A 25,051-nucleotide genomic window follows, 5' to 3' on the forward strand; every position below is an offset into this window, starting at 1 on the left:
CCACCTTCCGGCACTCCACGCAGTCCACTACAGCCACGGGGGAGTTCAATGCGTCATTTCGGGCACATCGCCCCTGAGGTGCGGAAACGTCTCTTCTACCGGGAGCCCTGCGAGTTCACCGCCGGCTCCCCGGCCCGGGTGCTGTCCGCGGCGCTCGGCGCCACGCTCTACAGCCCCGCCACGCGGCCCCGGCTCGCCGACGACGTCCTCAAGCAGGGCGCCCGCGGCGTGGTCTCCATGGTGCTGTGCCTGGAGGACTCCATCAGCGACGCCGAGGTCGTCGCCGGCGAGGAGAACCTGGTCCACCAGCTCACCGACCTCGCCGGACGGCCCGGGGCGGACCTGCCCCTGCTGTTCGTCCGGGTCCGCGAACCGGAGCAGATCGGCGACCTGGTCCGCCGGCTCGGCCCCGCCGTCGGAGTGCTCTCCGGATTCGTGCTGCCCAAGTTCACCGCCGAGCGCGGCCTGCCGTTCCTGGAGGCGGTCACCGCCGCCGAGTCCGCCTCCGGCCGCCGGCTCTTCGCCATGCCGGTGCTCGAGTCGCCCGAGCTGCTCTACCGCGAGAGCCGCGTCGAGACCCTCGAGGGCATCTTCCGCGCCGTCGACAAGTACCGCGACCGCGTGCTCGCCCTGCGCCTGGGCGTCACCGACTTCTGCTCCTCCTACGGGCTGCGCCGCGGCCCCGACATGACCGCGTACGACATCCAGGTCGTCGCCTCCGTCATCTCCGACGTGGTGAACATGCTCGGCCGCGCCGACGGCACCGGGTTCACCGTGACCGGGCCCGTCTGGGAGTACTTCCGGGTGCAGGAGCGCATGTTCAAGCCGCAGCTGCGGCAGAGCCCCTTCCTGGAGGTGGAGGCCACCGCGCTGCGCCAGAGGCTCATCGAGCACGCCATGGACGGCCTGCTCCGCGAGATCTCCCTGGACCGCGCCAACGGCCTCCTCGGCAAGACCTGCATCCACCCCTCCCACGTCCTGCCCGTGCACGCGCTGTCCGTCGTCAGTCACGAGGAGTTCAGCGACGCCCAGGACATCCTGCGGCCGGAACGCAACGGCGGGGGTGTACTGCGGTCCGCGTACACGAACAAGATGAACGAGGTGAAGCCGCACCGCGCCTGGGCGGAGCGGACCCTGCTGCGCGCCGAGGTCTTCGGCGTCGCCAACGAGGACATCGGCTTCGTCGAACTGCTCGCCGCCGGCCTCGCCGAGTGAGTGAGGCGTCCGGAGGAGCGGGTGAGGCGTCCGGTGGAGCCACCGAGAGGGAGAGAAGAGTGAACACCTGGTCCGGCACCTGGGTCGCCGAGCGGCTCGGCGTCGAGCTGACCGGCGACGAACGGCTGCGCGGGATGCTGGGGCTGGCGCTGCGGCGCAACCCCAAGCGGGCTCACCTGCTGGTGTCGAACGTCCTCGGCAAGCACGTGCCCCAGGCGCCGTCCGTGGTCCACGGGCACGGCGTGGACCTCGGCCGCCGGGTGCGGGAGCTGCTGGGCGAGGAGGCGGCCGCTCAGGCCGTCGTGCTCGGGTACGCCGAGACCGCGACCGGTCTCGGCCACTCCGTCGCCGACGGCCTGGGCACCGCGCCCTACCTGCACTCCACACGTCGGCCGGTCGCCGGGGTCGCCACCGCCGGCGGATTCGAGGAGTCCCACTCGCACGCCACCTCCCACCTGTTGCTGCCGGAGAACCCGTCCCTGCTCGCCGGGGACGGGCCCCTGGTGCTGGTCGACGACGAGTTCTCGACGGGGAACACGGTGCTGAACACCGTGCGCGACCTCCATGCGCGGTATCCGCGGGAGCGGTATGTCGTGGTCGCCCTGGTCGACATGCGGTCGGCGGCCGACGCCGGGCGGCTGGAGGAGTTCGCCCGGGAGATCGGGGCGCGGATCGACCTGGTGACGGTCGCGTCGGGGACGGTGCGGTTGCCCGACGGCGTCTTGGAGAAGGGGCAGGCGCTGGTCGCGGAACACGAATCCGCCGCGGCGCCGCCCGCACCCCTCGCGGGCGCCTCGGGGACGGCCGCCCCAGGGGGGCGGGGAACTGCGCGACAAGCCCCCACCGGCCCGCAGGCGCCCGCCAACGTCACGCGAGTGGACCTCCGCTGGCCGGAGAACCTCCCCGACGGAGGCCGTCACGGCTTCACGCCGGCCCACCGCGCCCGCCTCGAGAACTCCCTCCCCGCCATGGCGGACCGAATAGCCACCGCCCTCCCCGGGAACGCGCACCGCGTCCTGATCCTCGGCTTCGAGGAACTGATGTACGCCCCGCTGCGCCTCGCAACCGAGCTGGAGCGCACCACCACCGCCGAGGTGCGCTACAGCACCACCACCCGTTCACCCGTCCTGGCGGTCGACGACCCCGGCTACGCCATCCGGACCCGCCTCGTCTTCCCCGCCCACGACGACCCCGCCGACGGCCCCGGCGAGCGCTACGCCTACAACATCGCCGGCGCCGGCTTCGACGCCGTGGTCGCCGTCGTCGACTCCGTCGCCGACACCCCCGCGCTGCACGCCCCCGACGGCCTGCTCGCCCGGCTCACCGAACACACCCCGCACGTCCTCCTGGCGGTCGTACCGTCGTACGTGCCGGCCGTACCCGCCGGCGCCCAGGACGCCCCCGAAAGGCCCGTCACCATGCTGCCCGAGCCCCTCCGTGGCCCCGCCTTCTCCTCGTACGCCCCCGAGGAGGTCGGCTGGCTGCTGCAGGACCTCTCGGACGTGACGCTGGAGGCGCCGACCGAGGAGCGCGAGGAGGCCATCCAGAGCGGCGGCGCCCACTACGCCGAGTCGCTGCCCGTGGAGTACCAGCCCAGCGAGCAGTACCAGCAGCTCTTCCACAACGCCCTGGACGCCTCGGCCGCCCGGCTGGCGCACGCCGTCGGCGTGGTCACCGAGACCGTCCTCGCCGAGCGGTCACCCCGCCCGGTGCTGGTGTCGCTGGCCCGCGCGGGCACCCCGGTGGGCATCCTGATGCGCCGCTGGGCGCAGCACCGCCACGGCCTCGACCTGCCGCACTACGCCGTCTCCATCGTCCGCGGCCGCGGCATCGACGCCAACGCCCTGCGCTGGCTGGCCGCCCACCACGACCCACGCGACGTGGTGTTCGTCGACGGCTGGACCGGCAAGGGCGCCATCACCCGCGAACTCGCCCAGGCCATCCAGGAGTTCGAGAAGGCCCACGGCGTCTCCGGCTTCGACCCGGAGATCGCCGTCCTCGCCGACCCCGGCTCCTGCGTCCGCACCTACGGCACCCGCGAGGACTACCTGATCCCGTCCGCCTGCCTCAACTCCACGGTCTCCGGCCTGATCTCGCGCACCGTGCTCCGCGCCGACCTGGTCGGTCCCGACGACTACCACGGCGCCAAGTACTACCGCGAACTCGCGGACGCCGACCTGTCCGTGGCCTTCCTGGACGCCGTCTCGGCCCGCTTCGACGAGGTCACCGAGGCCGCCCGCGCCGAGGCCAAGGAGCTGCTCGCCGCCGACCGCACGCCCACGTGGGAGGGGTGGGCCGCCGTGGAGCGCATCAGCGAGGAGTACGGCATCCACGACGTGAACCTCGTCAAGCCCGGCGTCGGCGAGACCACCCGGGTGCTGCTGCGCCGGGTGCCCTGGAAGGTGCTGGCCCGCGCCGGGGCCGGCAGCGACCTCGACCACGTCCGGCTCCTCGCCGAGCAGCGGGGCGTCCCCGTGGAGGAGGTCGCCGGCCTGCCCTACACCTGCGTCGGCCTGATCCACCCCCGCTACACCCGGGGCGCCACCGGCGCCGACGGCACGGCGGTGACCCGCTGATGCCCGTCATCGTCGCCAGCGACCTCGACCGCACCCTCATCTACTCGGCAGCCGCGCTCGCCCTGACCATGCCCGACGCGCGCGCGCCCAGGCTGCTGTGCGTGGAGGTCCATGAGAGCCGGCCCCTGTCCTACCTGACGGAGACCGCGGCCCAGCTCCTCACCGAGCTGGGCGACGAGGCCCTGTTCGTCCCCACCACCACCCGCACCCGCAAGCAGTACCAGCGCATCAACCTCCCCGGCCCTCCCCCGACCTACGCGATCTGCGCCAACGGGGGCCATCTGCTCGTCGACGGAGTCTCCGACCGGGACTGGCACGCGCGCGTCCAGGCCCGGCTGGCCGACGAGTGCGCCCCGCTGTCCGAGGTGCAGGACCACCTGCTGCGCACCGCGGACCCGGTGTGGGTGCGCAAGCACCGGACCGCCGAGGACCTCTTCGCCTACCTCGTCGTGGAGCGCGAGCTGCTGCGCGAGGAGTGGGTGAAGGAACTCGGGGAGTGGGCGGAGAACCGCGGCTGGACGGTGTCCCTCCAGGGCCGCAAGATCTACGCCGTCCCCAAGCCGCTCACCAAGAGCGCCGCCATGCGGGAGGTCGCCCGGCGCACCGGCGCCGACCTGACCCTCGCCGCCGGAGACTCCCTCCTCGACGCGGACCTGCTCCTCGCCGCCGACCTGGGCTGGCGCCCGGGCCACGGTGAGCTCGCCGAGGACTCCTGGACGGCCCCCGGCGTCCGGGCCCTGCCCGAGCGGGGAGTCCTGGCCGGCGAGCGCATCCTCCGCGAGTTTCTCCGCACCGTTCGCTCCCGCTGAGGCCGGTCCGCCGAGGCGGTCCCGGCCCGGGGCCGACGGCGGGATCAGTCGGGGCGGCGCAGGCTCAGGGTCTCGGTGGCCGAGTGCCGCGCCGGGCGGGCCTGCCCGGACGGGGCACCGGCCGTGTCGGCGTCGGTATCGGTCCGGGCGCCGGCGTCCGCGTCACGTGAGCCGGTGTCCCCCGGTCCCCGGCCGGCGCGACGGCTGCCGCCGCCCGAGCGTGTCAGGCGTATGACGACGAAGGCCACGAGGGCAAGGGCGGCCGCCGCAAGCACCACCTTCGAGTAGGCCGACACGACGGACGCCACCTGCGACCAGTTGTCCCCGAGCGCGTAGCCCGCGAGCACGAACGCCGTGTTCCATATCGCGCTGCCCAGCGTCGTCAGACCGAGGAACAGCGGCAGCGGCATCCGCTCCACCCCGGCCGGTATCGACACGAGACTGCGGAACAACGGGATCATCCGGCCCAGGAACACGGCCTTCGACCCGTGCCGGAGGAACCACGCCTCCGTCTTCTCCACGTCCGAGACCTTCACCAGCGGAAGCCGTCCCGCCAGCGCCAGAGTCCGCTCCCGGCCGAGCAGCGCCCCCACCCCGTACAGGGCGAGCGCGCCGATCACCGAGCCGGCGGTGGTCCACAGCAGCACGGCGATCAGGCCCATCCGCCCGTTGCTCGCGGCGAACCCCGCCAGCGGCAGGATCACCTCGCTCGGTACGGGCGGGAAGAGGTTCTCGAGCGCGATGGCGATGCCGGCCCCGGGCGCGCCGAGGGCGTCCATCAGGTCGTTGACCCACTGAGGTCCGGCGTCCGTGCCCGAGGACGCCGTGATCGTCTGCGCTGCGATGGCTGTCATGTCGTCCAAGCTAGGAAATCGGAGCTGAAGGGTCGCTGAGGAAAGCCGCATGATCGCCTGCGGTTCTCCGCACGGAAGCGTGTGGTTCCCCGCAGAGGGAATTGCGGTTTTCCGCAGTGTGTGCCCCTGACCGGCCCGGCTAGTCTCGCGATCATGCGAGTCATGGCGCGGCGTGTGGTGCGGTGCGCGGTCGGCCTCCTGTGGGGGGCCGCCGCGGCCGTCGTCGAGCTGCTCGGGACGGTGCTGGCCGGTCTGCTCCTTCTGCTCGTCGTGGCCTGGCCGCGGCCCCACCGGGCCGTGCTCCGCCCGGTTCTCGCGTGCGCGCGGAAAGTGACGGAGCTGGAGCGGGCCCGGCTGCGGGTCTGGCTCCGGGTCCACACCTCGCCCGTGTACGAGGACACGCAGGCCCTGCAGTATCTGGCCTGCCGCTGGGCCCTCGGCGTGCTGGGCGCGGTGGTGATGCTCTCGGCGGCGGTCGGCCTCGGCTACGGCACGTCCTGGATGTACCTGTGGCTGCTGGTCGACGACGTGCAGAACACGGGCGCGGTCGTCTTCACGTCTCTCGCGGGGCTCTTCCTGCTCTTCCTCACCGTGCAGGGGATACTCGCGGTCGCCGAGCTGGAGGGGAAGCTGGCCCGCCGCATGCTCGGTCCCCGCCACCAGGAGGAGCTGGAGCGGCGCATCGCCGAGCTGTCCGCCAGCCGCGCGGCCGTGGTCGACGCGGTGAACGACGAGCGGCGCCGCATCGAGCGGGACCTGCACGACGGGGTGCAGCAGCGCCTGGTCGCGCTCGGCATGCTGCTCGGCCGGGCCCTGCGCAGCCAGGACCCCGAGCGCGCGGACCGGCTGCTGCGCCAGGCGCACCAGGAGAGCCGGCAGGCCCTGGACGACCTGCGGGAAGTGGCCTGGCGGATCTACCCCACCACCCTGGACGAGGCGGGGCTGCGGGCGGCGCTGGAGACGGTCGCCGAGCGGGCGTCGGTCCCGGTGCGGGTGGAGTACCGGCTGAGCGGGGAGCCGGCACGACCGGTGGCGACGGTCGTCTACTTCGTCGTCTGCGAGGCCGTGACCAACGCGGTGAAGCACGCGGCGCCGAGCCGGATAGTCGTCGCGGTCGGATCAAAGGAGGGAGCGTTGCGGGTGAGGGTCGAGGACGACGGCCGGGGCGGGGCGAACGCGTCGGGCAGCGGCCTGTTCGGGCTGGCCAGGCGTGTGGCCGCGCTGGACGGGAGACTGGAGGTGCGCAGTCCGCCGGGCGGACCGACGCTGGTGACCGCGGAGCTGCCGTGCGCGTGATCCTGGCCGAGGACTCCATCCTGCTGCGGGAGGGCCTGGTGCGGCTGCTGGCCGAGGAGGGGCACGAGGTGCTCGCCGCCGTCGGCGACGCGGAGCGGCTGATGCAGGCCGTCGCCGCGGCCCCGCCGGACGTCGTGGTCGCCGACGTCCGGATGCCGCCCACGCACACGGACGAGGGGCTGCGCGCGGCCCTGGAGATCCGCCGCAGCCGGCCCGAGGTGGGGGTGCTGGTGCTCTCGCAGTACGTGGAGAAGCGGTACGCGACGGAGCTGCTCACGGGTGAGTCGGAAGGGGTGGGCTATCTGCTGAAGGACCGGGTCGTCCAGGTCGACGAGTTCCTCGACGCGCTGGAGCGGGTGGCCGCCGGGCGGGCCGCCTTCGACCCGGAGGTCGTCCGGCAGTTGCTCGGCCGCACCACCCATGCCGACCCGCTGGCCCGGCTCAGCGCGCGGGAGCGCTCGGTGCTGGCCGAGATGGCGCAGGGGCACACCAACGCGGCCATCGCCCGCCGGCTGCACATCTCGCAGAGCGCGGTGGAGAAGCACACCAACGCGATCTTCGACAAGCTCGAGCTGGCGGGCGGAGGTGAGGGCTACTCGCGCAGAGTGCTGGCGGTGCTCCGCTACCTGGGCAGCTGACCCGGCCGGGCGGCGCGGTGTCAGCCGCAGCAGCCCCCGCCGCAGCAACCGCCGCCTCCGCCGCCCGCGCGGGGCGCCGGGGCCGCCGCGGAGGCGGTGCCACCGACCGCGACCGTGGAGAGGAGCTTGACCGTGTCGTCGTGACCCGCCGGGCAGGCCGCGGGGGCGGAGGACTCCGCCATCGGACGGCTCAGTTCGAACGTGTCGCCGCAGGTGCGGCAGCGGAATTCGTAGCGAGGCATGGGCACAGGTTAACCGGACCGGCGGGAAGGGGCCGGTCAGTTGGCGCCGGCGCCGCGCTCCTCGCGGATCTGGGACACCACGCGGCTCACGGTCTCCCGGACCGCCTCGGTCTCGGTGAGGAAGTACCAGTAGTCGGGGTGGCGGCCCTCCAGCCCGGCGATCGCGCGCTCCAGCCGGGCCACGGCGTCGTCGAGGGGACGGGCGTGACGCGGATCGGGGGTGTTGCGGCCGGCCATGGCGAGCCGCTGGGCGTCCCGGACGGCGAACCGGGTGCGTTCGATCTCCTGCTCGGGATCCTTCTGCACGGCGTTCAGCCGGCGCAGGCGGTCCCCGGCGGCGGACACGGCCTCGTCGGTGGTGTTCAGAAGGGCCCGTGCGGTGGCCAGCAGGGAGGTGGCGTCGGCCCAGCGCTGGTCGTCGCGGGCGGTGCGGGCCTCGGCGAGACGGGACTCCGCCTGCCGGACGTTCCGCTCGGCCAGCTCGGGCACGCCCTGGAGGTCCTGCCAGCAGGCGACGGTGAAGCGCCTGCGCAGTTCGCTCAGGATGGGTTCGACCTGCTCGGAGCGGGTGGTGAGGGCCTGGGCGCGGGTGCGCAGGGAGACCAGCCGGCGGTCGATCTCGGCGGCCCGTTCCGGCAGCCGCTCGGCCTCCACGCGGATCGCCTCGGCCTCGCGGGTGACACGGGCGGCCCGGTCCAGGGTGCCGGGGACGCCGTGCTGCCCGGCGCCCTGGTTCAGCTTGGTCAGCTCGGGGGAGAGGGCGGCCAGCCGGGCGGCGAGGTCGTCGGCCTTCAGCCCCGAGCCGCGGGCGGTGTCGAGGGCCTGGGAGGCGGCGAGCAGTGCCTGCCGGGCGCGTTCGACGGCGGGCGCGAGCCGGGCCAGCTGGGTCTCGGCCTTGCCGAGCAGCGGTCCGAGCCCGTCGGCGAACCGGTCCAGGTCCTGCTTGACCCGCTCCAGTTCGTCCTTGGCGGCGGTCAGGTCGGCGCGGGCCCGGGAGGCCGTCGAGGCGTCCAGGTCGTCGTGGTCGAGGTCGTGGGCGTCGACGGCGCTGATGTAGCGGTGGCTGGCCTCGTCGATGCGCCGGCCCAGCTCCGCGAAGTCGTCGACGGCGCGGCGGGCCGCGGGGGAGTCGTCGACGGCGGTGATCGTCTCGATGGAGATCCGCAGGTCGCGCTGGGCGGTGTCGAGTTCGTAGAAGGCGGCGGCCGCGGCGTCCTTGGCGGCCTGCGCCTCGGCACGCTGGCTCTCCGCGCGCCCGCCGAACCAGCGCCGGGTGCCACCCCCGGCGAACGCGGCGGGCAGCAGCAGCGCCGCGACCAGCGGCAGGGCGGCCAGGGCGAGCGTGTCACGCAGGGGTCCGGGGGCGCGGCGGGTACGCCCTCCCGCCGGCACGGGGAACAGTGCGCGGCGCAGGCGAGGCACGCGCGGATCCGACGGCGAGTGCGGCTGTGCTGGTGTCGCCGTCACATCCCTCTCCCGTACTGTCGTTCGCCCTGCCCGTTGTCATTCTCCCACCGGTACAGGACGAACACACGGGCCCGTCAGTTCGCCGTGCGGACGGTGAGTTTGCCGTCGCCGGTGCGCGCGGTCACCACATGGGAGCTGGAGTCGTCGCGCGGGACGGTCACGTCCTCGGCGCCGTCACCGGTGGAGGTGTCCAGCCGGTAGCTGCCGCGCGGCAGGTCGATGGTCGTCGAACCGTCGCCGCTGCGGGACTCCACCCGGTCCGGCGCGGCGCTGAGGACGAGGTGCACGGAGCCGTCGCCGCTCTGGGCGCGCACGGTGCGGGAGGAGACCTCGGCGCGCACCGATCCGTCGCCGCTGCGCAGCTCCAGCGGCCCGCTGGTGTCCGTGATGCGGACCGAGCCGTCCTTGGTGCGGACGGCCAGCGCGTCGCGGAAGCCGCCGGCCCGGACGCTGCCGTCGTCGCTCTGCACGGTGACGGCGACGCCGCGCGGCACCACGATGCGGTGCTTGGTGGAGCAGTCGGCGACGATGCCCGAGCAGTTCTCGCGCAGCACCAGCCGGTCGCCGTCCATGGACCAGGTGACCTCGGGGTCCGAGCCGATGGCGACGGTCCCCTGGAACCAGCGGCTGACCGCGATCTCGCCCTCCGGCTGCTCGTCCGAGGCGACGATCTCCAGGGCGGAGTCGTCGGAGTCGACGGTGAGGCTCGCGCCGGGCAGGTCGAAGGCGCGGTGCTCGGGCTCGTCGTCGTCGGCCGCCGACGCCCCGCACGCGCTCAGCGCCGCGCCGAGCACCACGGCGGCCCCGGCGAGCGCTAGGGCGCGCGCCCGTACGGGACGGGACGTGCGGGTGGGTGAGGCGGTGCGGGCGGTGGCGGTCATGACGGGCTCCCCCTGGAGGTACGGCTGACGGACGGACGGCCGCGCGGTACGGCGGCGTCGGACGTCTTCGACCGTACGGAGACGGGGGCCGGGAGGGGATCCGGCCGACCGGCGGATCCGGGGTGGGGATATCCCCCGTGCCGGGGCGTACGGGGTTTGCGGGACCGTGACCCCGGCCATGTAGTCTGTCCACTCGACCCGGGCCGTGCGCGCGGGTCGGGGGTGCGTAGCTCAGGGGTAGAGCGCCTGCCTTACAAGCAGGATGTCGGCGGTTCGAAACCGTCCGCGCCCACACACGACAGGGCCCCCGGAGCTTGCTCCGGGGGCCCTGTGCCGTCGGGAGCTGCTACGGCGACGCCTCCTCGTCCGTGCCCTCTTGGGCGTGCTTCAGGGCGGAGCGGGCCTGCACGCGGTCGGAGCCGGTCAGTTCGGACCAGTAGCGGTGCGTGCTGACGAACACCGCGAGCTCGTGCTCACGGCGCCGGAGCTTCTCGACCTCGGCCTGCTCGTCCTCGGTCCAGCCGGGCGAGGCGGGGCGCTCGACCTTGCGCCAGCCGTTGTCGTCGCTGAACCCGTCGAGGGGTTCGACCGACCAGGGGAGCCGCTTCAGCAGGGCCGACAGCTCGGCCCGGACCTGATGCAGTTCCTCCTGACCGGCGAGGAGGTCACTCGGAAAGTCATAGGTCGCAGCCACGGCACAATGATACGCCTGTTCGAATTTGGGTGGCGAGGTGTTCCGGGGTCTCCGGGGCGGTGTTCACTCCTTCGTGGCCCCGGGTGGCGCAAGGCGCGAGACTGGGGTCATGTGCCGGAGTATCAAGACCCTGCGTCCGCCCGCGCTCCCCGAGGAAGCCACGGAGGAGGACATCCGGGCTGCGGCCCTTCAGTACGTACGGAAGGTGTCCGGCTTCCGGACGCCGGCCGCCCACAACCGCGAGGTGTTCGACCACGCGGTCGACGCGATCGCCGCGGCCACGGCGGAGCTCCTGGAGAACCTGGAGGTCCGAGGCGCCCCGGCCCGCCAACCGGCAAGCTGAACAACACCCTTCGGCCACCGGACGGCCCTCGCCCCGGCTGTCGGCCGGCTCGTCGGGCCCGCGGGCCGGACGGCGTTCCCGGCCGCCGAGCGGACGGCCCGGGCCTTCGGCCCGCGGGGCCGCGAGTCGAGCGACGTTCCTGGCCGCCGAACGGTCGTTGCCCGAACCCCGGTGCACCTTGCCCCGGTCGCCCCGCCGGGTCTGGGAGGGGAGCGGTGCTCGCCGCCGCCGAGCTGAGCTGCCGTCTGCGGGCAGCTGAGCCGCCGTCGCGCGCCCTGCCGCGTTCGGCGTCCCGCCGCCGAGCAGCCGTCATCCGGCGCTGAGCGTCCTCGCCCTGCCGCCGAGCCGTGTCCGCCGCGACAGCCGCCGACGCCCGGCAGCTGAGGGGAACGTGGTCCCGGGTGTCGGCCCGCCGGGCCGCGGGCCGGGCGGCGTTCCCGGCTGACGAGCCCTCGTCACCCCGGGCGCCCGGCCGTGAAGCCCCGCCCCGGGGCCTACCCCGCCTCCGAAGGCTGCGGCTTGCGCATCAGGTACCCCGCCCCCGCCCCCGCCGCGAACAGCGCGCCGACCGAGACCGCCGCCGCCAGCCATGTCGCGCCGAGCCACTGGCCGCCGAAGTAGCCGAGGGCGACGCTGTAGCCGGCCCAGGTGAGGCCTGCCAGGGCGGACCAGGGGAGGAAGTCGCGGGCGCGGTGGCGGGCGGCGCCGGCGCCGAGGGAGACCACGGAGCGGCCGGCCGGCGCGAACCGGGCGAGGACGACGAGGCCGCCGCCGCCCCGGGCCAGCGCCGCGCCGAGACGTTCCTGCGCGCCCCGCAGCCGGCGCGAGCGGGCGAGGGCCCGGTCCAGACGGTCCCCGCCGCGCCAGGCGAGGCGGTAGGCGACGAGGTCGCCGAGGACGGAGGCGGTCGCGGCGCAGAGCGTCAGCACCAGGATGTCGGGCACGTAGGCGGCGGTGCTCGCGGCCGCCGCGGTGGCCGCGGTGATCACCAGCACCCCGCTGGGCAGCACCGGGAGGAACACGTCGAGCAGGACCGACAGGGCCACCACCGCGTAGATCCACGGGCTGCCGACCAGCGACCCGACACTCTCCACTCGCACTCCCCGTACGCCCCCGTGGGCCCGTGCTGCCGCGCTGTCGCGGTGGAGGCGGCAGGAGTGGCAGGAGAGGCCGATGACAGCCATACAGCGTACGCCCGGTAAGTGACAGAAGGGTCACGGGGGGTTCATGTGTCCGGCAGCCCTTGTACGCCGGACGTTCCCCCGAAGACGCCGAGACGCCCCCCGCGGGTGTGCGGGGGGCGCCCGGTGCGACTCGGAGTTCCGTCGGGGAGGCGGGTGCCGTGGGGAGGCGTCGGCGGTCGTGCGGGTGGTGAGGTGGGACCGTGCGGTCAGGCGGCCACGGGGGTCTGTTCCGCCGGCCGGCCCTCGCGCGCCGAGGCGCGCCTGGCGAGCAGGCGGTCCAGGCCGAAGGCGCCGGAACCGGTGAAGATCAGCAGGAACATGACCCAGCAGTACATGGCCGCGCTCTCGCCGTGGTTCTCGATGGGCCACAGGGCCTCGGGCTGGTGCACCTTGAAGTACGCGTACGCCATCGCGCCGGACGATATGAAGGCGGCGGCCCGGGTGGCGAGACCGAGCAGCACGAGCGAGCCGCCGACGAGTTCGATGACCGCGGCGTACCAGCCCGGCCAGACGCCGGTCTCGACGGTGCCGCCGGTACCGTCCGTGCCGCCGAACAGGCCGAGCAGGGAAACGGCGCCGTGACAGGCGAAGAGCAGGCCGACGACCATGCGGAACAGGCCCAGGACATAGGGCTGGGCGCTGGTGAGGCGTCCGTTCATGGGGGGGGTCTCCTTCGGTCGGGCCGACCCGGATGAGGCCGGTCCAGGGGGCGGAACCGAGTCGGAGACCCACGCTAGGTGCGCCCAAATCTTGCTTGCAAGTTCAACATTTGGCCACGGCTTGAGCCCCTTTTGACCCCCTCCCACGGGCTCGGGCCGCACGTCACCGCGCACGCCGCAGGGCCCTCTTGATCACCCGGATGACCGGAACCGCCCCTCGCCGCACAGCTGACGCACAGGGCACCACCCGCACTCCTCGGCGGCTCGAGCGTCGCCCCGTCACGAGCTCAGGTGCCGCTCCATCACGCGCCGCAGCCGCACCCCGCCCCGCTCCTCCCGGGCGTGCTCCAGCCGCAGCACCGACGAACGCCCGCGGATGGCCAGCGTCATGAGCTGGTTGCCGAACCACGGCCCGCCCGTCCTGCGCCAGCCGACCGGCGGCTGCCCGAGACCGCCGTGCCGCCGGAACGCCCGGCCCAGCGACCGGGCGGCCGAGCTCCAGCCGAACCGGAAGCCCACCCGCATCGAGGCGGGAATGGAGTTGTGCACCGGGGAGCAGGTCAGCTGCACCACCCGCGCCTCGGGTTCCGCCCGCCCCGGCCAGCTCGGCTCGGCGACATAGGCGTGATGGACGTCCCCGGACAGCACGCACACCGTGGCGGGCGCGTCCGGGCCGCTGCCCGCGTCGGCGAGCACCTCCGCCAGCTCGGCGAACGAGTCCGGGAACGCCGACCAGTGCTCCAGGTCCGCCGCGCGCCGCAGCTTCTCCCCGAGCCGCGCCCAGCGGGGGCCCTTGTCGCCCCGGCACAGCACGGAGCTCCACTCCTCGACGTCGTGGACGAGGTGGGGCAGCAGCCAGGGCAGGGAGGTGCCGACGAGCAGATGGTCGTAGGAGCCGCGGTCGTCGAACACCTCGGCGCGCAGCCAGTCGGCCTCCTCCCGGTCGACCATCGAGCGCCGCCCCTCCTCCAGCACCCGGGCCGCGCGGCTGTCCACCATGACCAGCCGCACCCGGCCGAAGTCGCGCCGGTAGCTCCAGCGCACGGCCGTCGCGTCGGCCTCCGCCCGGGCGGCCAGGTCCCGCAGCGCATCGGTGCCGTCGGAGGTGTCGCGTACGGCCGCGTAGACCGGGTCGGCCTCGACGTCGGCGGGGGAGAGGTTGCCCAGGTGCTGGTACACCCAGTACGACATCAGCCCGCTGAGCACCCGCTCCCGCCACCACGAGGTGGCGCGCATGTCCTCGACCCAGGAGGCGGAGGTGTTCCAGTCGTCGATGACGTCGTGGTCGTCGAAGATCATGCAGGTGGGAACGGTGGACAGCAGCCAGCGCACCTGCGGGTCGAGCCAGGACTCGTAATAGAGGTGGGTGTACTCCTCGTAGTCCGCCACCTGGCTGCCCGGCGGCTCGCTCAGGTCGCGGCGCGCGGACAGCCACTCCTTCGTCGCGTCGGAGGTCTCGTCGGCGTACACCTGGTCGCCGAGGAGCAGCAGGACGTCGGGGCGTTCGCCCTCGGGGTCGGCGGCGATGCGCTTGGCGAGGGCGTCCAGCGCGTCCGGCCCCACCGGGTCGGGCTCCCCGGTGGGCGGGGAGGCCCAGCGGCAGGAGCCGAAGGAGATGCGCGCCCGGTCGTCGCCGGCCGGGGTGCGGATCACCGACGGCGGGAACGACGGGAACGGCTCCCGGGCGAGCGGCCACACCCGTTCGCCGTCCACATGGACCTCGTAGGGGGTGGCCGTGCCCGGGGTGAGGCCGGTGACCCGGACCAGCGCGTAGTGATGACCGCACACCTGGAAGGTGCCGGAGGTCCCGCCGGCGCCGTCCGGGCAGCGCACCTCCACGGTGCCCGGGCCGTCCGTCTCCGCCCAGACGGTCGCGGACGACCCGTCGACGTACCTCAGCAGCGGTCCGAGCCGCAGTCCGGCCATGGTGACCCCTTCCTCCGTCGCCTCGTACGGTACGCAGCGACGGAGGCCGCCGGGGAGATCGGCGCACCCGGCGGTCCGGTCCGTGCCGCGTCAGCAGTTGTTGAGGTACCCCTGCAGCGCGGACTTCTCGGCCGAGTCGACCGCCAGGTCGTAGTGGTACTTCACCTGGACCCACGCGCGGACGTAGGTGCAGCGGTAGGCCGTGCGGGACGGCATCCAGGTGGCGGGGTCCTGGTCGCCCTTGGCCTGGTTGACGTTGTCGGTGACGGCGAGGAGCTGCGGGCGGGTCAGGTCGTTGGCGAAGGCCTGGCGCTGGGAGGTGGTCCAGGAACCCGCGCCGGAGTCCCAGGCCTCGGCGAGCGGCACCAGGTGGTCGATGTCGACGTCGGAGGCGGCGGACCACGTGGCGCCGTCGTACGGGGAGTACCAGCTGCCGCTGGTGGCGGCGCAGGCGGAGTCCGTGACGACGTTGGTGCCGTCGCGCTTGAGGATCGTCTCGCGGGTGTTGCAGCTGCCGCTGACGGTGATCCAGTGCGGGAACAGGTCGCGGCTGTAGCCGGTGCGGCTCTCGGTGCGCACGGGGAGGGTGGCGAGGTAGCTGCGGGCGGTGGCGGCGCTCACCGGGGTGGGGAGGGCGGCGGAGGCGGCCGGGGCGTTGAACAACCCGGCGGAGGCTATGAGTCCGGTGAGCGCCGCGGCTATGCTGAGCCGTCGACGCGCGTAGAACTTCGACATGCGAACTCCCTTGTGGGGTGCGGGCGTTGGCGTGCGTGCAGGGGAATGCTCGCGGCGCCGTGTTGCCGGGAGGCGAGGGTCCGGTAAGAAGTTAATGACGCGCTCATGACACGTCTATGGTTCGGGTGTGAAGTTTCCGCGCACGGCGGTGCGGGCGGTCCGGCCCGGCGGCCGTTTCCCAAGGTCCGCTCGGGTGTCGCGTACGATGGACGGCGCAGAAGGGGAGTAGCCCTGTGCCGGACCGTCGACATACTGCTCAGCCCGCCTGAGCCGGCGCCCGGAGGCAGACCCGTGAGGGGTCTGCCGGCGAGACCTTCGGCAAGCAGTGCACGCCCGCGCCGTACGGTGCGGGCGCCGAGTGTGCTGCCGTGCCGAGGTGTCTTGCGCGCAAGGCTCATGACTCTCGGCGGGGCGGCCCCGACCGATTGAGGAACCGTTGATCAGCCTGACCGTGACGGCCGTCGTCTTCGGCGTCGTCTTCCTGGCCGAACTGCCCGACAAGACCGCGCTCGCCGGTCTCGTCCTCGGCACCCGCTACCGCGCCTCGTACGTCTTCGCCGGCGTCGCCGCCGCCTTCGCGGTGCACGTCGCGCTGGCCGTGGCGGCGGGCAGTGTGCTGACCCTGCTGCCGCAGCAGCTCGTCCACGCGCTCACGGGTGTGCTCTTCCTCGCGGGCGCGGCGATGCTGCTGCTCAAGAAGGACGAGGACGAGGAGGAGATCCGCAAGCCGGAGGACCAGTCCTTCTGGAAGGTCGCCGGGGCCGGGTTCATGCTCATCCTGGTCGCCGAGTTCGGCGACCTGACCCAGATCATGACGGCCAACCTCGCCGCCCGCTACGACGACCCGCTCTCCGTGGGCCTGGGCGCCGTGCTGGCGCTGTGGGCGGTGGCCGGTCTCGGCATCGTCGGCGGCAAGGCGCTGATGAAGCGGGTGCCGCTGAAGCTGATCACGCGGATCGCCGCGCTGCTCATGCTGGGCCTGGGCGTGTGGAGCCTGTGGGAGGCGGTCGCCGGGTGACGTGCGGCGGTCCCGCCGGTGAACACGCGGTGGAGGCGGTGGCGGGAAGCCGGGTTCGTTTTGTACCGTGGTTGAACAAAGTGGCTCCCGCCCGTTTCCCCTGACCGGCGGGCGGGGCCGCTCTGTCCCGCCCGGGATCCGCCTCCACGGTCCCCCGCCCCCGCCTTGGAGCAGCCGATGACGGCCACCACCACCGCCGTACTCCCCGCCCGCGCCCTCCTGCTCGACATGGACGGCACCCTCGTCAACTCCGACGCCTCGGTCGAGCGCATCTGGCGCCGCTGGGCCGAGCGCCACGGGCTGGACGGCGACGAGGTCATGAAGGTGGTGCACGGCCGGCAGGGCTACGCCTCCATGGCCCTGCTGCTGCCGGACCGGCCCATGGAGCAGAACTACGCCGAGAACGCCCGGCTGCTCGCGGAGGAGACCGCGGACACCGAGGGCGTCGTCGCGATACCGGGCGCCCGCGATTTCCTCGCCTCTCTCGACGGGCTGCCGCACGCGCTCGTCACCTCCGCGGACGTCGCCCTGTCCACGGCGCGGATGGCCGCCGCCGGTCTCGAGCAGCCCGCGGTGCGGATCACCGCCGAGTCGGTCGGCGCGAGCAAGCCCGACCCCGAAGGCTTCCTGAAGGGCGCGGCGGAGCTGGGTGTCGACCCGGCCGACTGCGTGGTCTTCGAGGACTCCGGCGCGGGGATCGCCGCGGGGCGCGCCGCCGGTATGCGGGTGGTCGGCATCGGCCCGCGCGCGGGTTTCCACCAGCCGGACGTCGTCGTCCGCGACCTCACCCAGGTTCGGGTGGAGCGCACGCCGGAGGGGACGATCCTGCTGCACGTCTCCGCGTGAGGCCTGTCCGGCGGACCGCCCCCCGAGGAGGGCGCTGACGCGGAGCGTCGGCGGCCGACGATGACGCGGCCGAGGCTTCGGCACGATCCGCCGGACCGGCCTCACCGGCGGCCTCGGGTGGCGCGGCCGTCAGGACGCCCCGGTCTCCGACTCCAGGCGGGAGCGGGTCTGCGGGCCGTACACGCCCAGCTCCTCGTCGATGCCCCGCGACCACTGGTAGTGGCGCACGGCCTCCTCCACCCGGTGGCTGTACCGGCCGTCCGCGTCGCCCTGGTACAGCCACACCTCGCGCAGGCGCTGCTGGAGCTCGACGACCTCCGGCCCACGGTCGCCGCGCCGCAGCACGGGCGCGGTGTCGACGGGCTCCTCCGGCTCCGGCGCCACGGCGGGCGCGGAGGACGCCCCGTCGGCCGACGGGGTCACCGACGGCTCGGCGGTCGCGGACGCGCTCGGAGCGGAACTGGACGCCGAGGGCGACGGCGACCCGGACGCGCTCGCGCTCGCGGACGGGGACTGTGAGGCGGACGCGGACGCGCCGGGAGAGGCGGACGGGGCCTCGGACGACGGCTGCGCCGAGGGCGCCTCCGATGCCGCGTCCGGCACGCTCGCCCTGACGTCGTCCGGCGCGGCGGTGTTCCGCGACGGCGTCTCGTACGAGAACAGCCCGCTCGCCCAGCCCGCGGCGCCCAGCACGGCCACGACGGCGCCGGACGCCGCGATGAGCGCTCCGCGCCGGCGGCGGTTCCGGGACGCGGCAACCTCGGGGCGAGGGACCGCCGCCCCCGCGGACACCGTGCGAAGGGGGCGCGTGGCGTCGTCGAAGAGACCCAGATCGTCGGCGTTCGGCGGCGCGGTGCCGGGGGCGAGGGGGGTGGGGAGGACGGACGTGCGGTCCTCGCGGGAGGGGGCGCCGGGGGCAGCGCCCTCGGGACGGACGGCGCGCAGCGCCACGGTGGCGTCGGGTGACTCCGGGACGCCGCCGTCGACGGACTCCCGCGGCCCGCCGGGCGCCGCGCCGGCGGGGCTGTCCGTGTGCCCGGCCTGTTCGCGGGGCGCCGTTGCGGTGTCCGCGGCGCCTCCGGCGTCGGGTGCGGCCGGCGCCGGGCCGCGTGTCGCCTTGTCGGGCTTCGCGGCGTCCGGGCCGATGGCCTTCAAGGTCATCGTGGCGTCGGACGCGTCCCGTTCCCCGTGACCCGCCCGCGTCGCCGTGGTCCGCCGGTCCTCGGGCGCGGGCGTCCCGTCGTGGGCCGCCGGGCCTCCCGCGGGCGCGGAGGGGTCAGCGGCACCGGGGTGCGCCCCGGGTGCACCGGCCGCGCCCGGCGACGCATCTCCCTGCGCCGTCGCCCGAGGCGTCCCCGGCGCCGGGGGCGTCCCCTTCGTTGCCTCCGGCAACCCGTCCGGGCTAGTGCCGTTCAGGTCGACGTACGGGCGTATCCGCAGGGGATCGAAGTCCTCCGCGGCCGCCGCCTCGGCCGTGCGGGCGTCGCGAAGGGCGTCGGCCGTGCGGCGGGTGCAGGCGCACGACGGCGTGTGGTCGGCGTGCCTGGGCGCACCGCATTCCGGGCACGGGTGCCCGTTCGGCTGGTCCACGTGTCGTCCCTCCCCTCGCGAACTCCAGAGATTATGCAGATCTTCTTCACACCCTTGTTCGCGCGCCCCCGGAATGCGGAGTTCCGCCCGGACTCGACAGGCCATAACCGGTCACACCGATCACGATGGAGGGTGTCACGAGAACCTCTGGAGGTCCGCATGGCCGGGGACGCGCACCGTTCGGCGTCGGAAACGGGACCTACGCGGCCCGCACCCACGGACGGTACGGCGGCTTCGGGGGGACCCGGCACGGAGCAGGTGTCGGGCAGCGTGGCGCTGTCGATCGGCGCGCTGCTGCTGGGCCTGCTGCTGGCCGCCCTCGACCAGACCATCGTCTCCACCGCGCTGCCGACCATCGTCAGCGAACTGGGCGGCCTTGAGCACCTGTCCTGGGTGGTCACCGCGTATCTGCTGGCGTCCACGGCCGCGACCCCCCTGTGGGGCAAGCTCGGCGACCAGTACGGCCGCAAACGCCTCTTCCAGACCGCCATCGTCATCTTCCTCGTCGGCTCCGCCCTGTGCGGGGCCGCGCAGGACATGCCCCAGCTGATCGGCTTCCGCGCGCTGCAGGGACTCGGCGGCGGCGGGCTGATCGTGCTGTCGATGGCGATCGTCGGCGACCTGGTGCCGCCCCGGGAACGCGGCCGTTACCAGGGCCTGTTCGGGGCGGTGTTCGGCGCGACGAGCGTGCTCGGGCCGCTGCTCGGCGGGCTCTTCACCCAACACCTGAGCTGGCGCTGGGTGTTCTACGTCAACGTGCCCGTCGGGATCGTCGCGCTCGTCGTCATCGCCACCGTGCTGCACATCCCCCGCCGGTCGACCAAGCACGTCATCGACTACCTGGGCACCCTGCTCATCGCCTCCGTCGCCACCTGCCTGGTTCTGGTCGCCTCCCTCGGCGGCAACACCTGGCCCTGGGCGTCGTGGCAGATCATCGGGCTCGCGGTGCTGGGCGGTGTGCTGATCGTCGCGTTCGTCGCGGTGGAGCGCCGGGCCGCCGAACCGGTGCTGCCGCTGAAGCTGTTCCGCGTGCGGACCTTCACCCTGTCCGCCGTGATCAGCTTCATCGTCGGGTTCGCGATGTTCGGCGCGCTGACCTATCTGCCGACCTTCCTCCAGGTGGTGCACGGGATCAGCCCGACCCTGTCCGGGGTGCACATGCTGCCGATGGTGGCCGGCATGCTGCTGTCCTCCACCGGCTCCGGGCAGATCGTGAGCCGCACCGGACGCTGGAAGGTGTTCCCGATCGCGGGCACCGCCGTCACCGCTGTCGGACTGCTGCTGCTCCACCAGCTCGACGCGCAGAGCTCGACGGCGGTGATGAGCGCCTTCTTCTTCGTCTTCGGCCTGGGACTCGGTCTGGTCATGCAGGTCCTGGTGCTGATCGTGCAGAACGCCGTCCCCTACGAGGACCTCGGCGTCGCCACGTCCGGGGCGACCTTCTTCCGGTCCATCGGCGCCTCGTTCGGCGTCGCCGTGTTCGGCGCGATCTTCGCCGGCCGGCTCGGCGACCAGCTCAGCGCCGCCTTCCGCGGCGTGGACCTGCCGCTCGGCGTCTCGCCCGAGACGCTGGAGGCCGACCCGCGCGGCATCGGCGCCCTGCCGCCTCCTCTGCGCCCCGCCGCGCTCGACGCCTACTCCACCGCCATCACCGACGTCTTCCTGTACGCCGTGCCGGTGGCGCTGCTGGGCTTCGCGCTGGCCTGGTTCCTCAAGGAGGACCCACTGCGCGCCTCGGTCACCGCGCCCGACGCCTCCGAGACGCTCGCCCCCAACCCGGTGGAACGCTCCTCGCACGACGAGGTGTGCCGCGCCCTGTCGGTGCTCGGCACCCGCGAGGGGCGCCGGGAGATCTACCGGAAGATCACCGACCGCGCGGGCTACGACCTGCTGCCCGCGTCCAGCTGGCTGCTGCTGCGCATCCGCCGCCACGGCTCGGTGGAGCCGGCCCGGCTCGCCGAACGCAACCCCGTCCCGCTGGACGTCGTCCTGGAGGCCACCCGGCAGGTCGAGAGCCGGCACCTCGCCGTGCGCCGGGGCGTCGACCTGGTGCTCACCGACGAGGGCCGCGAGGTCGGCGAACGGCTGGCACGGGCGCGGGAGGAGTCCCTGGCGGAGCTGCTGGGCGACTGGTGGGGGCCGGACCGGCCGACCGACCTGGTGCAGCTCGTGCACGACCTCAACGACGAGCTGTGCGGCTCCCGCGACGAACGCCCCCAGGGCGCCCGCGCGGTCGCCCCGGCGCGCTGAGACACGCGGACCGGCCTCAGACGAGCTGTTTGGCGAACCAGTGCTCCGCGTACGGGTCGTCGTTGTGCCGCTCGGTCTCGGCGTACCCGAGGCGGGCGTACAGGGTGCGCGCCTCGACCAGGTCGCTCCGGGTGTCCAGGATCATCCGGCGGGCGCCGCGCTCCCGCGCCGCCTCCTCCGCGGCGCGCACCAGCAGCGCCGCTCCGCCCCGGCCGCGCATCCGCTCGTACAGGAACACCCGGGTCAGCTCGGCGGCCGTGCCCTGCGGTGACAGGCGGATCCCGGCGCTGCCCGCCGGCTCGCCCCCGTACCGCGCGACCAGCAGCAGCCCGCGCGGCGGCGCGAGGTCGGCGCCCGACTGCGCGGCGATCTCCCGCTCCAGCTCGTCCGGGTCGGTCCGGCGCCCCTCGTGCAGCAGGTACCAGCGGTCGCTGACCTCCGTGTAGTACGCCCGCCAGAGCGCGAGGGCGGCGGGCGAGTCGGGGGGTTCCGGGGCGACGGTCCAGGTCATGGCCGCATTCTGTGCCCCCGACCGGCGCCGGGCGCAAGCCAATTGGCCGCCGGCGGCGGTCGCGGCGTCTGTGCCGCGCAGTTTGTGCGCGGTGCAACGGGCAACCCGTTGGGCGAACCGGCTCGCGAGGAGTGCCGGTTGGGACGAGAACCCCGGAAGGCATTCATGTCCACTGGCCTGATCATTGCGTTGATCGTGATTGTCGCGGTCGCCGTCGCGGCCGTCCTGACCCTGCGCGCACGAGGCCCGCGACACGGCGCGAGCCTCAAGCGGCGCTTCGGACCCGAGTACGAGCGTGCCGTCGCCCGGCACGACGGGGACACCAAGGCCGCCGAGCGGGAGCTGTCCGAGCGCGTGGAGCGCCACGGCTCCCTCCAGGTGCGGCCGCTGGAGCCGGCCGAGCGCGAGCGCTACGAGGCGCGCTGGACGGCCGCCCAGGAGCGGTTCGTCGACGCGCCGCGTGAGGCGGTCGCCGAGGCCGACCGCCTGATCGCCGAACTCGCCGGCACGCGGGGCTTCCCCGCCGGCGGCCAGTACGAGGAGCAGGTCGCGGCGCTGTCCGTGCACCACGCCCACCACGTCGAGGGCTACCGCCGCGTCCACCGCGTCGCGCAGGCCCACCCGGACGGCGCGCACGACGGCGCAGCCGGCACGGAGGAGATGCGCGAGGCGATGGTCGAGGCGCGGGCGCTGTTCGAGGAACTGGTCCGGCCGTCGCGCCACGACGGCGGACACCGTGGCGCCGCAGGCGCGCGTACGGCCGCCCCCGCCACCCGTCGCGACGGTCACCGCACCCCGTCGCTGCTGCACCGCCGCCAGGCGAAGGAGAGCTGATCGTCATGCCCGAGGCACCCCGTCGCACCACCCAGGACACCTGGATCCCGAACGGCCCGAACGGCCCGGACGCCCCGGCGCCCGGCCCCGCCTCCGCGGACCCCGGTCACGAGGCGGCCACGCTCGGCCGCAAGGCGGAGGCCGCCCGCAGGGCGGAGCCCTCCGCCGGCCGTGCGGGCGCGGACTCCACGGCCGGCTTCCGGGAGAGGGACGCCGGCGGCACACAGGCGGCCTCCGCCGTCGGAGGCACGGGCGCCGCGCGCGGCTCCGGCAGCGGCTCCGCCGGCACGGAGAGCCCGCTGGTCGCGGCGCACCCGCAGACCGGCGACCGCACCTCCGCCGGTACGCCCGGCACGGCCGACCGCACCTCCGTACCCGGCCCGGACGGCGCCGGCGCCCACACGCCCGGCACGGACGCCCACGGCACCGGCACTCACACCCACGGCGCCGGCGGCCACGCCACCGCACCCGGCCCGGACGGGACGTCCGGACCCCGCGACTCCCGCCTCCTCGCCGACGACACCTGTGACCGTCTCTCCGCGCAGCTGCGGCAGGCCGTCGCCGGGTTCGTGGACCGGCCACGGGATGCCGTCGAGGAGGCCGACCTCGTCCTGCACGAGGTCATCGAGCGGCTCAACGACGCCCTCACCGAGCGCCGCCACACCCTCACACAGCACTGGAAGACGCCCGCCTCCGGCGACCCGAAGAAGGGCGACGCCGCCCCGGCCGCCGACACCGAGCAACTGCGGCTCGCGCTGCGGGACTACCGCGAACTCGCGGAGCGCCTGCTAGGTGTCTGAGCCGCGCCGCCCGCCCGTTCCGCCCCGTCCGTCCGACGCCGCCCGGCGCTCCCGCCACCGGCGTACGACGTCCTCGACGTCGTACGGCTTCTTGCCCAGCGGGGGGCCGGGCGGCGGCTTGAACATCATGTCGCTGATCTTCGCGTTGATCTCCGCGAGGATCTTCCGCACGATCCGCTCGGAGGGGGCCGCGAGGGCCGCCTCCAGCGCGTCCTCGGCCTCCTTGCGCAGGGCCAGCGTCGGCGGCAGCACCGACATGCCCTCGCGGGCCATCTTCCGCTTGACCCACCACAGTTCGTCGTAGGTGCTCTCGACCTCGGGCGGCAGCGGCCGGCCGGCGCCCTCGAGCCGCTCGAACTCCCCGCGCGCGTCGGCGTCGCGGATCTGCTTGTCGACCCAGCTCTCGAAGTCGACGCCCGGTGGCTTCCGCTCGGTCATGACCCCATTGTGCCGGACGCGGTACGGCCGGGCGTTTTATCATCTGGCGGCGGGCAGCCGATCCGGCCGCCCCGGCCCCAGGACCTCTCAGGAGGAGCGCACGTGCTCGAACTCACCATGGCCGCGGTGTCAGCGGCGGAATCGGGCGCCACGGCCGGGATGCTGATGGCCGACGCGCCCAGCGAGCCGGGCACCGTGCTGCGGGTGGGGCGGGACACGTCCGTGTGCCGGCTGGCGACGCCGGACGACTGGCTGTTCGTGTCCCGGGTGCACCTGGAGTTCCAGTGCGCGCAGGACGGCAGCTGGCAGCTGACCTGGCTGCGCGGCTCGCTGCCCGAGCCGTCCTCGGAGGTGCGGCTGACCGTCGGGGAGCACGCCCGGCCGGTCGCGTACGGCGGGACCGTGCCGCTGCCCCGGGGCGGCAGCGGCGAGGTCGTGATCCTGGACCGCACCGCCCCGCGCAGCGTCAACGTGGGCTTCTACCACGAGGTGTGAGCCCGTCGGGACCTTCCGGCGCCCGCGGCCGCCCGTCCGCTCAGGACACCACGCGCGCCAGCGCGAACCCGTCGTGGCCCTTGGCCCCGACCGTCTGGACCGCCGTGGCGTCGAGCCGCGGATGGGTGCCGAACATCTCCAGGGCGGCGCGGGTGCCCACCACGTCCGGGTCGGTGTTGTCCGGGTCGGCGACCCGGCCGCCGCGCACCACGTTGTCGAGGACGATCAGGCTGCCCGCGGCCGTCAGGCGCAGCGCCCACTCGACGTAGTGCGCGTTGTTCGCCTTGTCGGCGTCGATGAACACCAGGTCGAACGGCGGCGGCTGTTCGTCCGCGAGCTTCGGCAGCGACTCCAGCGCCGGGCCGACGCGCACCTCCACCTGTTCGGCGAGACCGGCGCGGGCGATGTTGCGGAGCGCGACCTCGGCGTGCCTGGGGTCGTACTCCAGGGTGACCAGCCGCCCGTCGGCGGGCAGCGCGCGGCCCAGCCAGATGGTGCTGTAGCCGCCGAGCGTGCCGATCTCCAGGACGCGCCGCGCGCCCTGCAGCCGGGCGAGGAGCCGCAGCAGCTTGCCCTGGAGGGGTGAGACGGCGATGGGCGGAAGGCCGGCGGCGTCGCTCTCGCGCAGTGCCGCCGCCAGGGCCTCGTCCGGGTCGTCGTCCAGCAGCCGCCCGGTGAAGTAGTCGTCCACCGCGTTCCAGAGCCGCGCCTCGCTCATACAGGGTGCCTTCCGTCGCGCCGGCCGGACCC

At 74.1% G+C, this 25,051-nt stretch carries 25 protein-coding genes and 1 tRNA gene; 13 read left to right on the forward strand and 13 right to left on the reverse strand.

Features of this window, described 5'->3' with window-relative positions:
* The first annotated feature begins 48 nt into the window (after nucleotides 1-48).
* The 3 genes from ELQ39_RS22445 to ELQ39_RS22455 are packed head-to-tail and all read left to right on the forward strand — an operon-like array spanning nucleotide 49 to nucleotide 4,600.
* Nucleotides 49-1,215 carry an HpcH/HpaI aldolase/citrate lyase family protein gene (locus ELQ39_RS22445; protein WP_242593621.1) on the forward strand — a complete coding sequence of 389 codons (1,167 nt, stop codon included), beginning with the start codon at nucleotides 49-51 and terminating at the stop codon, nucleotides 1,213-1,215.
* A 59-nt stretch (nucleotides 1,216-1,274) separates the two neighbouring features.
* Entirely contained in the window at nucleotides 1,275-3,791 is a 2,517-nt protein-coding gene (locus tag ELQ39_RS22450; RefSeq protein WP_242593622.1) for a phosphoribosyltransferase, read from the forward strand.
* On the forward strand, nucleotides 3,791-4,600 hold the full coding sequence (locus tag ELQ39_RS22455; protein ID WP_190000430.1) for an HAD family hydrolase: 810 nt from the start codon (nucleotides 3,791-3,793) through the stop codon (nucleotides 4,598-4,600). Before ELQ39_RS22450 ends, ELQ39_RS22455 begins: the two co-directional genes overlap by 1 nt.
* Nucleotides 4,601-4,644: 44 nt before the next feature.
* Here ELQ39_RS22455 and ELQ39_RS22460 read toward each other — a convergent pair whose 3' ends face one another.
* Entirely contained in the window at nucleotides 4,645-5,454 is an 810-nt protein-coding gene (locus ELQ39_RS22460) for a DedA family protein (RefSeq protein ID WP_225627576.1), read from the reverse strand.
* Nucleotides 5,455-5,607: 153 nt separating this feature from the next.
* Here ELQ39_RS22460 and ELQ39_RS22465 point away from each other — a divergent pair, with 153 nt between their 5' ends.
* Both ELQ39_RS22465 and ELQ39_RS22470 read left to right on the forward strand, forming a co-directional pair.
* The gene (locus ELQ39_RS22465; protein ID WP_242593623.1) at nucleotides 5,608-6,750 is read left to right on the forward strand and encodes a sensor histidine kinase; all 1,143 of its coding nucleotides are present in this window, start codon (nucleotides 5,608-5,610) and stop codon (nucleotides 6,748-6,750) included.
* Entirely contained in the window at nucleotides 6,741-7,388 is a 648-nt protein-coding gene (locus ELQ39_RS22470) for a response regulator transcription factor (protein ID WP_225643621.1), read from the forward strand. The genes ELQ39_RS22465 and ELQ39_RS22470 overlap by 10 nt, the downstream gene beginning before the upstream one ends.
* A gap of 20 nt (nucleotides 7,389-7,408) precedes the next feature.
* On the opposite strand, the gene ELQ39_RS22475 is transcribed toward ELQ39_RS22470, so the two are convergent.
* The 3 genes from ELQ39_RS22475 to ELQ39_RS22485 all read right to left on the reverse strand — a co-directional run bounded on the left by ELQ39_RS22475 (nucleotide 7,409) and on the right by ELQ39_RS22485 (nucleotide 9,978).
* Nucleotides 7,409-7,630, reverse strand: coding sequence for an FmdB family zinc ribbon protein (locus ELQ39_RS22475; protein ID WP_039988362.1), 222 nt, complete (start codon nucleotides 7,628-7,630; stop codon nucleotides 7,409-7,411).
* A gap of 36 nt (nucleotides 7,631-7,666) precedes the next feature.
* Nucleotides 7,667-9,097, reverse strand: a complete 1,431-nt coding sequence (locus tag ELQ39_RS22480) for a hypothetical protein (protein ID WP_242593624.1) — start codon at nucleotides 9,095-9,097, stop codon at nucleotides 7,667-7,669.
* Nucleotides 9,098-9,171: 74 nt separating this feature from the next.
* Nucleotides 9,172-9,978, reverse strand: coding sequence for a DUF4097 family beta strand repeat-containing protein (locus ELQ39_RS22485; protein ID WP_225627573.1), 807 nt, complete (start codon nucleotides 9,976-9,978; stop codon nucleotides 9,172-9,174).
* A gap of 220 nt (nucleotides 9,979-10,198) precedes the next feature.
* Between ELQ39_RS22485 and ELQ39_RS22490 the strand changes: the two genes are divergently transcribed.
* Nucleotides 10,199-10,270: transfer RNA gene (locus ELQ39_RS22490), tRNA-Val, on the forward strand.
* A 54-nt stretch (nucleotides 10,271-10,324) separates the two neighbouring features.
* Here the strand turns inward: ELQ39_RS22490 and ELQ39_RS22495 are convergent.
* Complete coding sequence (locus ELQ39_RS22495) at nucleotides 10,325-10,672, reverse strand: hypothetical protein (protein WP_190000424.1); 348 nt, start codon at nucleotides 10,670-10,672, stop codon at nucleotides 10,325-10,327.
* A gap of 109 nt (nucleotides 10,673-10,781) precedes the next feature.
* Between ELQ39_RS22495 and ELQ39_RS22500 the strand changes: the two genes are divergently transcribed.
* A complete protein-coding gene (locus ELQ39_RS22500; protein WP_242593626.1) occupies nucleotides 10,782-11,015 on the forward strand; it encodes a DUF2277 domain-containing protein in 234 nt (77 codons plus the stop codon).
* 494 nt (nucleotides 11,016-11,509) lie between these two features.
* On the opposite strand, the gene ELQ39_RS22505 is transcribed toward ELQ39_RS22500, so the two are convergent.
* The 4 genes from ELQ39_RS22505 to ELQ39_RS22520 form a co-directional block, all read right to left on the reverse strand.
* On the reverse strand, nucleotides 11,510-12,109 hold the full coding sequence (locus tag ELQ39_RS22505; RefSeq protein ID WP_242593628.1) for a DedA family protein: 600 nt from the start codon (nucleotides 12,107-12,109) through the stop codon (nucleotides 11,510-11,512).
* A 296-nt stretch (nucleotides 12,110-12,405) separates the two neighbouring features.
* Nucleotides 12,406-12,858 carry a DoxX family protein gene (locus ELQ39_RS22510; protein ID WP_190000421.1) on the reverse strand — a complete coding sequence of 151 codons (453 nt, stop codon included), beginning with the start codon at nucleotides 12,856-12,858 and terminating at the stop codon, nucleotides 12,406-12,408.
* Nucleotides 12,859-13,137: 279 nt separating this feature from the next.
* A complete protein-coding gene (locus ELQ39_RS22515) occupies nucleotides 13,138-14,784 on the reverse strand; it encodes an alkaline phosphatase D family protein (protein WP_242593630.1) in 1,647 nt (548 codons plus the stop codon).
* A gap of 90 nt (nucleotides 14,785-14,874) precedes the next feature.
* Complete coding sequence (locus ELQ39_RS22520; protein ID WP_242593632.1) at nucleotides 14,875-15,519, reverse strand: HNH endonuclease family protein; 645 nt, start codon at nucleotides 15,517-15,519, stop codon at nucleotides 14,875-14,877.
* Nucleotides 15,520-15,955: 436 nt separating this feature from the next.
* Here ELQ39_RS22520 and ELQ39_RS22525 point away from each other — a divergent pair, with 436 nt between their 5' ends.
* Together ELQ39_RS22525 and ELQ39_RS22530 are read left to right on the forward strand one after the other, a co-directional pair.
* A complete protein-coding gene (locus ELQ39_RS22525; RefSeq protein ID WP_019522494.1) occupies nucleotides 15,956-16,537 on the forward strand; it encodes a TMEM165/GDT1 family protein in 582 nt (193 codons plus the stop codon).
* A gap of 177 nt (nucleotides 16,538-16,714) precedes the next feature.
* Nucleotides 16,715-17,383 (forward strand): HAD-IA family hydrolase, encoded by a 669-nt coding sequence (locus ELQ39_RS22530; RefSeq protein WP_242593634.1) that lies wholly within the window; start codon nucleotides 16,715-16,717, stop codon nucleotides 17,381-17,383.
* 129 nt (nucleotides 17,384-17,512) lie between these two features.
* On the opposite strand, the gene ELQ39_RS22535 is transcribed toward ELQ39_RS22530, so the two are convergent.
* Nucleotides 17,513-18,544: a peptidoglycan-binding domain-containing protein gene (locus tag ELQ39_RS22535; protein WP_242593636.1), complete on the reverse strand. Its 1,032-nt coding sequence runs from the start codon at nucleotides 18,542-18,544 to the stop codon at nucleotides 17,513-17,515.
* A 588-nt stretch (nucleotides 18,545-19,132) separates the two neighbouring features.
* Between ELQ39_RS22535 and ELQ39_RS22540 the strand changes: the two genes are divergently transcribed.
* Nucleotides 19,133-21,223: an MDR family MFS transporter gene (locus ELQ39_RS22540; RefSeq protein ID WP_242593638.1), complete on the forward strand. Its 2,091-nt coding sequence runs from the start codon at nucleotides 19,133-19,135 to the stop codon at nucleotides 21,221-21,223.
* A 16-nt stretch (nucleotides 21,224-21,239) separates the two neighbouring features.
* Here ELQ39_RS22540 and ELQ39_RS22545 read toward each other — a convergent pair whose 3' ends face one another.
* Nucleotides 21,240-21,734: a GNAT family N-acetyltransferase gene (locus ELQ39_RS22545; protein WP_242593640.1), complete on the reverse strand. Its 495-nt coding sequence runs from the start codon at nucleotides 21,732-21,734 to the stop codon at nucleotides 21,240-21,242.
* Nucleotides 21,735-21,899: 165 nt separating this feature from the next.
* Between ELQ39_RS22545 and ELQ39_RS22550 the strand changes: the two genes are divergently transcribed.
* Both ELQ39_RS22550 and ELQ39_RS22555 read left to right on the forward strand, forming a co-directional pair.
* Nucleotides 21,900-22,568, forward strand: a complete 669-nt coding sequence (locus ELQ39_RS22550) for a hypothetical protein (protein ID WP_242593641.1) — start codon at nucleotides 21,900-21,902, stop codon at nucleotides 22,566-22,568.
* A 5-nt stretch (nucleotides 22,569-22,573) separates the two neighbouring features.
* Nucleotides 22,574-23,368, forward strand: a complete 795-nt coding sequence (locus tag ELQ39_RS22555) for a hypothetical protein (protein ID WP_242593643.1) — start codon at nucleotides 22,574-22,576, stop codon at nucleotides 23,366-23,368.
* On the opposite strand, the gene ELQ39_RS22560 is transcribed toward ELQ39_RS22555, so the two are convergent.
* Complete coding sequence (locus ELQ39_RS22560) at nucleotides 23,357-23,806, reverse strand: J-domain-containing protein (protein ID WP_242593645.1); 450 nt, start codon at nucleotides 23,804-23,806, stop codon at nucleotides 23,357-23,359. The two genes, ELQ39_RS22555 and ELQ39_RS22560, sit on opposite strands and share 12 nt — an antisense overlap.
* 102 nt (nucleotides 23,807-23,908) lie before the next feature.
* Between ELQ39_RS22560 and ELQ39_RS22565 the strand changes: the two genes are divergently transcribed.
* Complete coding sequence (locus ELQ39_RS22565; RefSeq protein ID WP_225627564.1) at nucleotides 23,909-24,301, forward strand: FHA domain-containing protein; 393 nt, start codon at nucleotides 23,909-23,911, stop codon at nucleotides 24,299-24,301.
* Between the two features lie 40 nt (nucleotides 24,302-24,341).
* Here the strand turns inward: ELQ39_RS22565 and ELQ39_RS22570 are convergent, their stop codons facing one another.
* A complete protein-coding gene (locus ELQ39_RS22570; protein ID WP_190000410.1) occupies nucleotides 24,342-25,019 on the reverse strand; it encodes an O-methyltransferase in 678 nt (225 codons plus the stop codon).
* Between the last annotated feature and the right edge of the window lie 32 nt (nucleotides 25,020-25,051).

Origin of the sequence: Streptomyces sp. GB4-14 (assembly GCF_022696125.1) — a bacterium.
Taxonomy (GTDB): domain Bacteria; phylum Actinomycetota; class Actinomycetes; order Streptomycetales; family Streptomycetaceae; genus Streptomyces; species Streptomyces werraensis.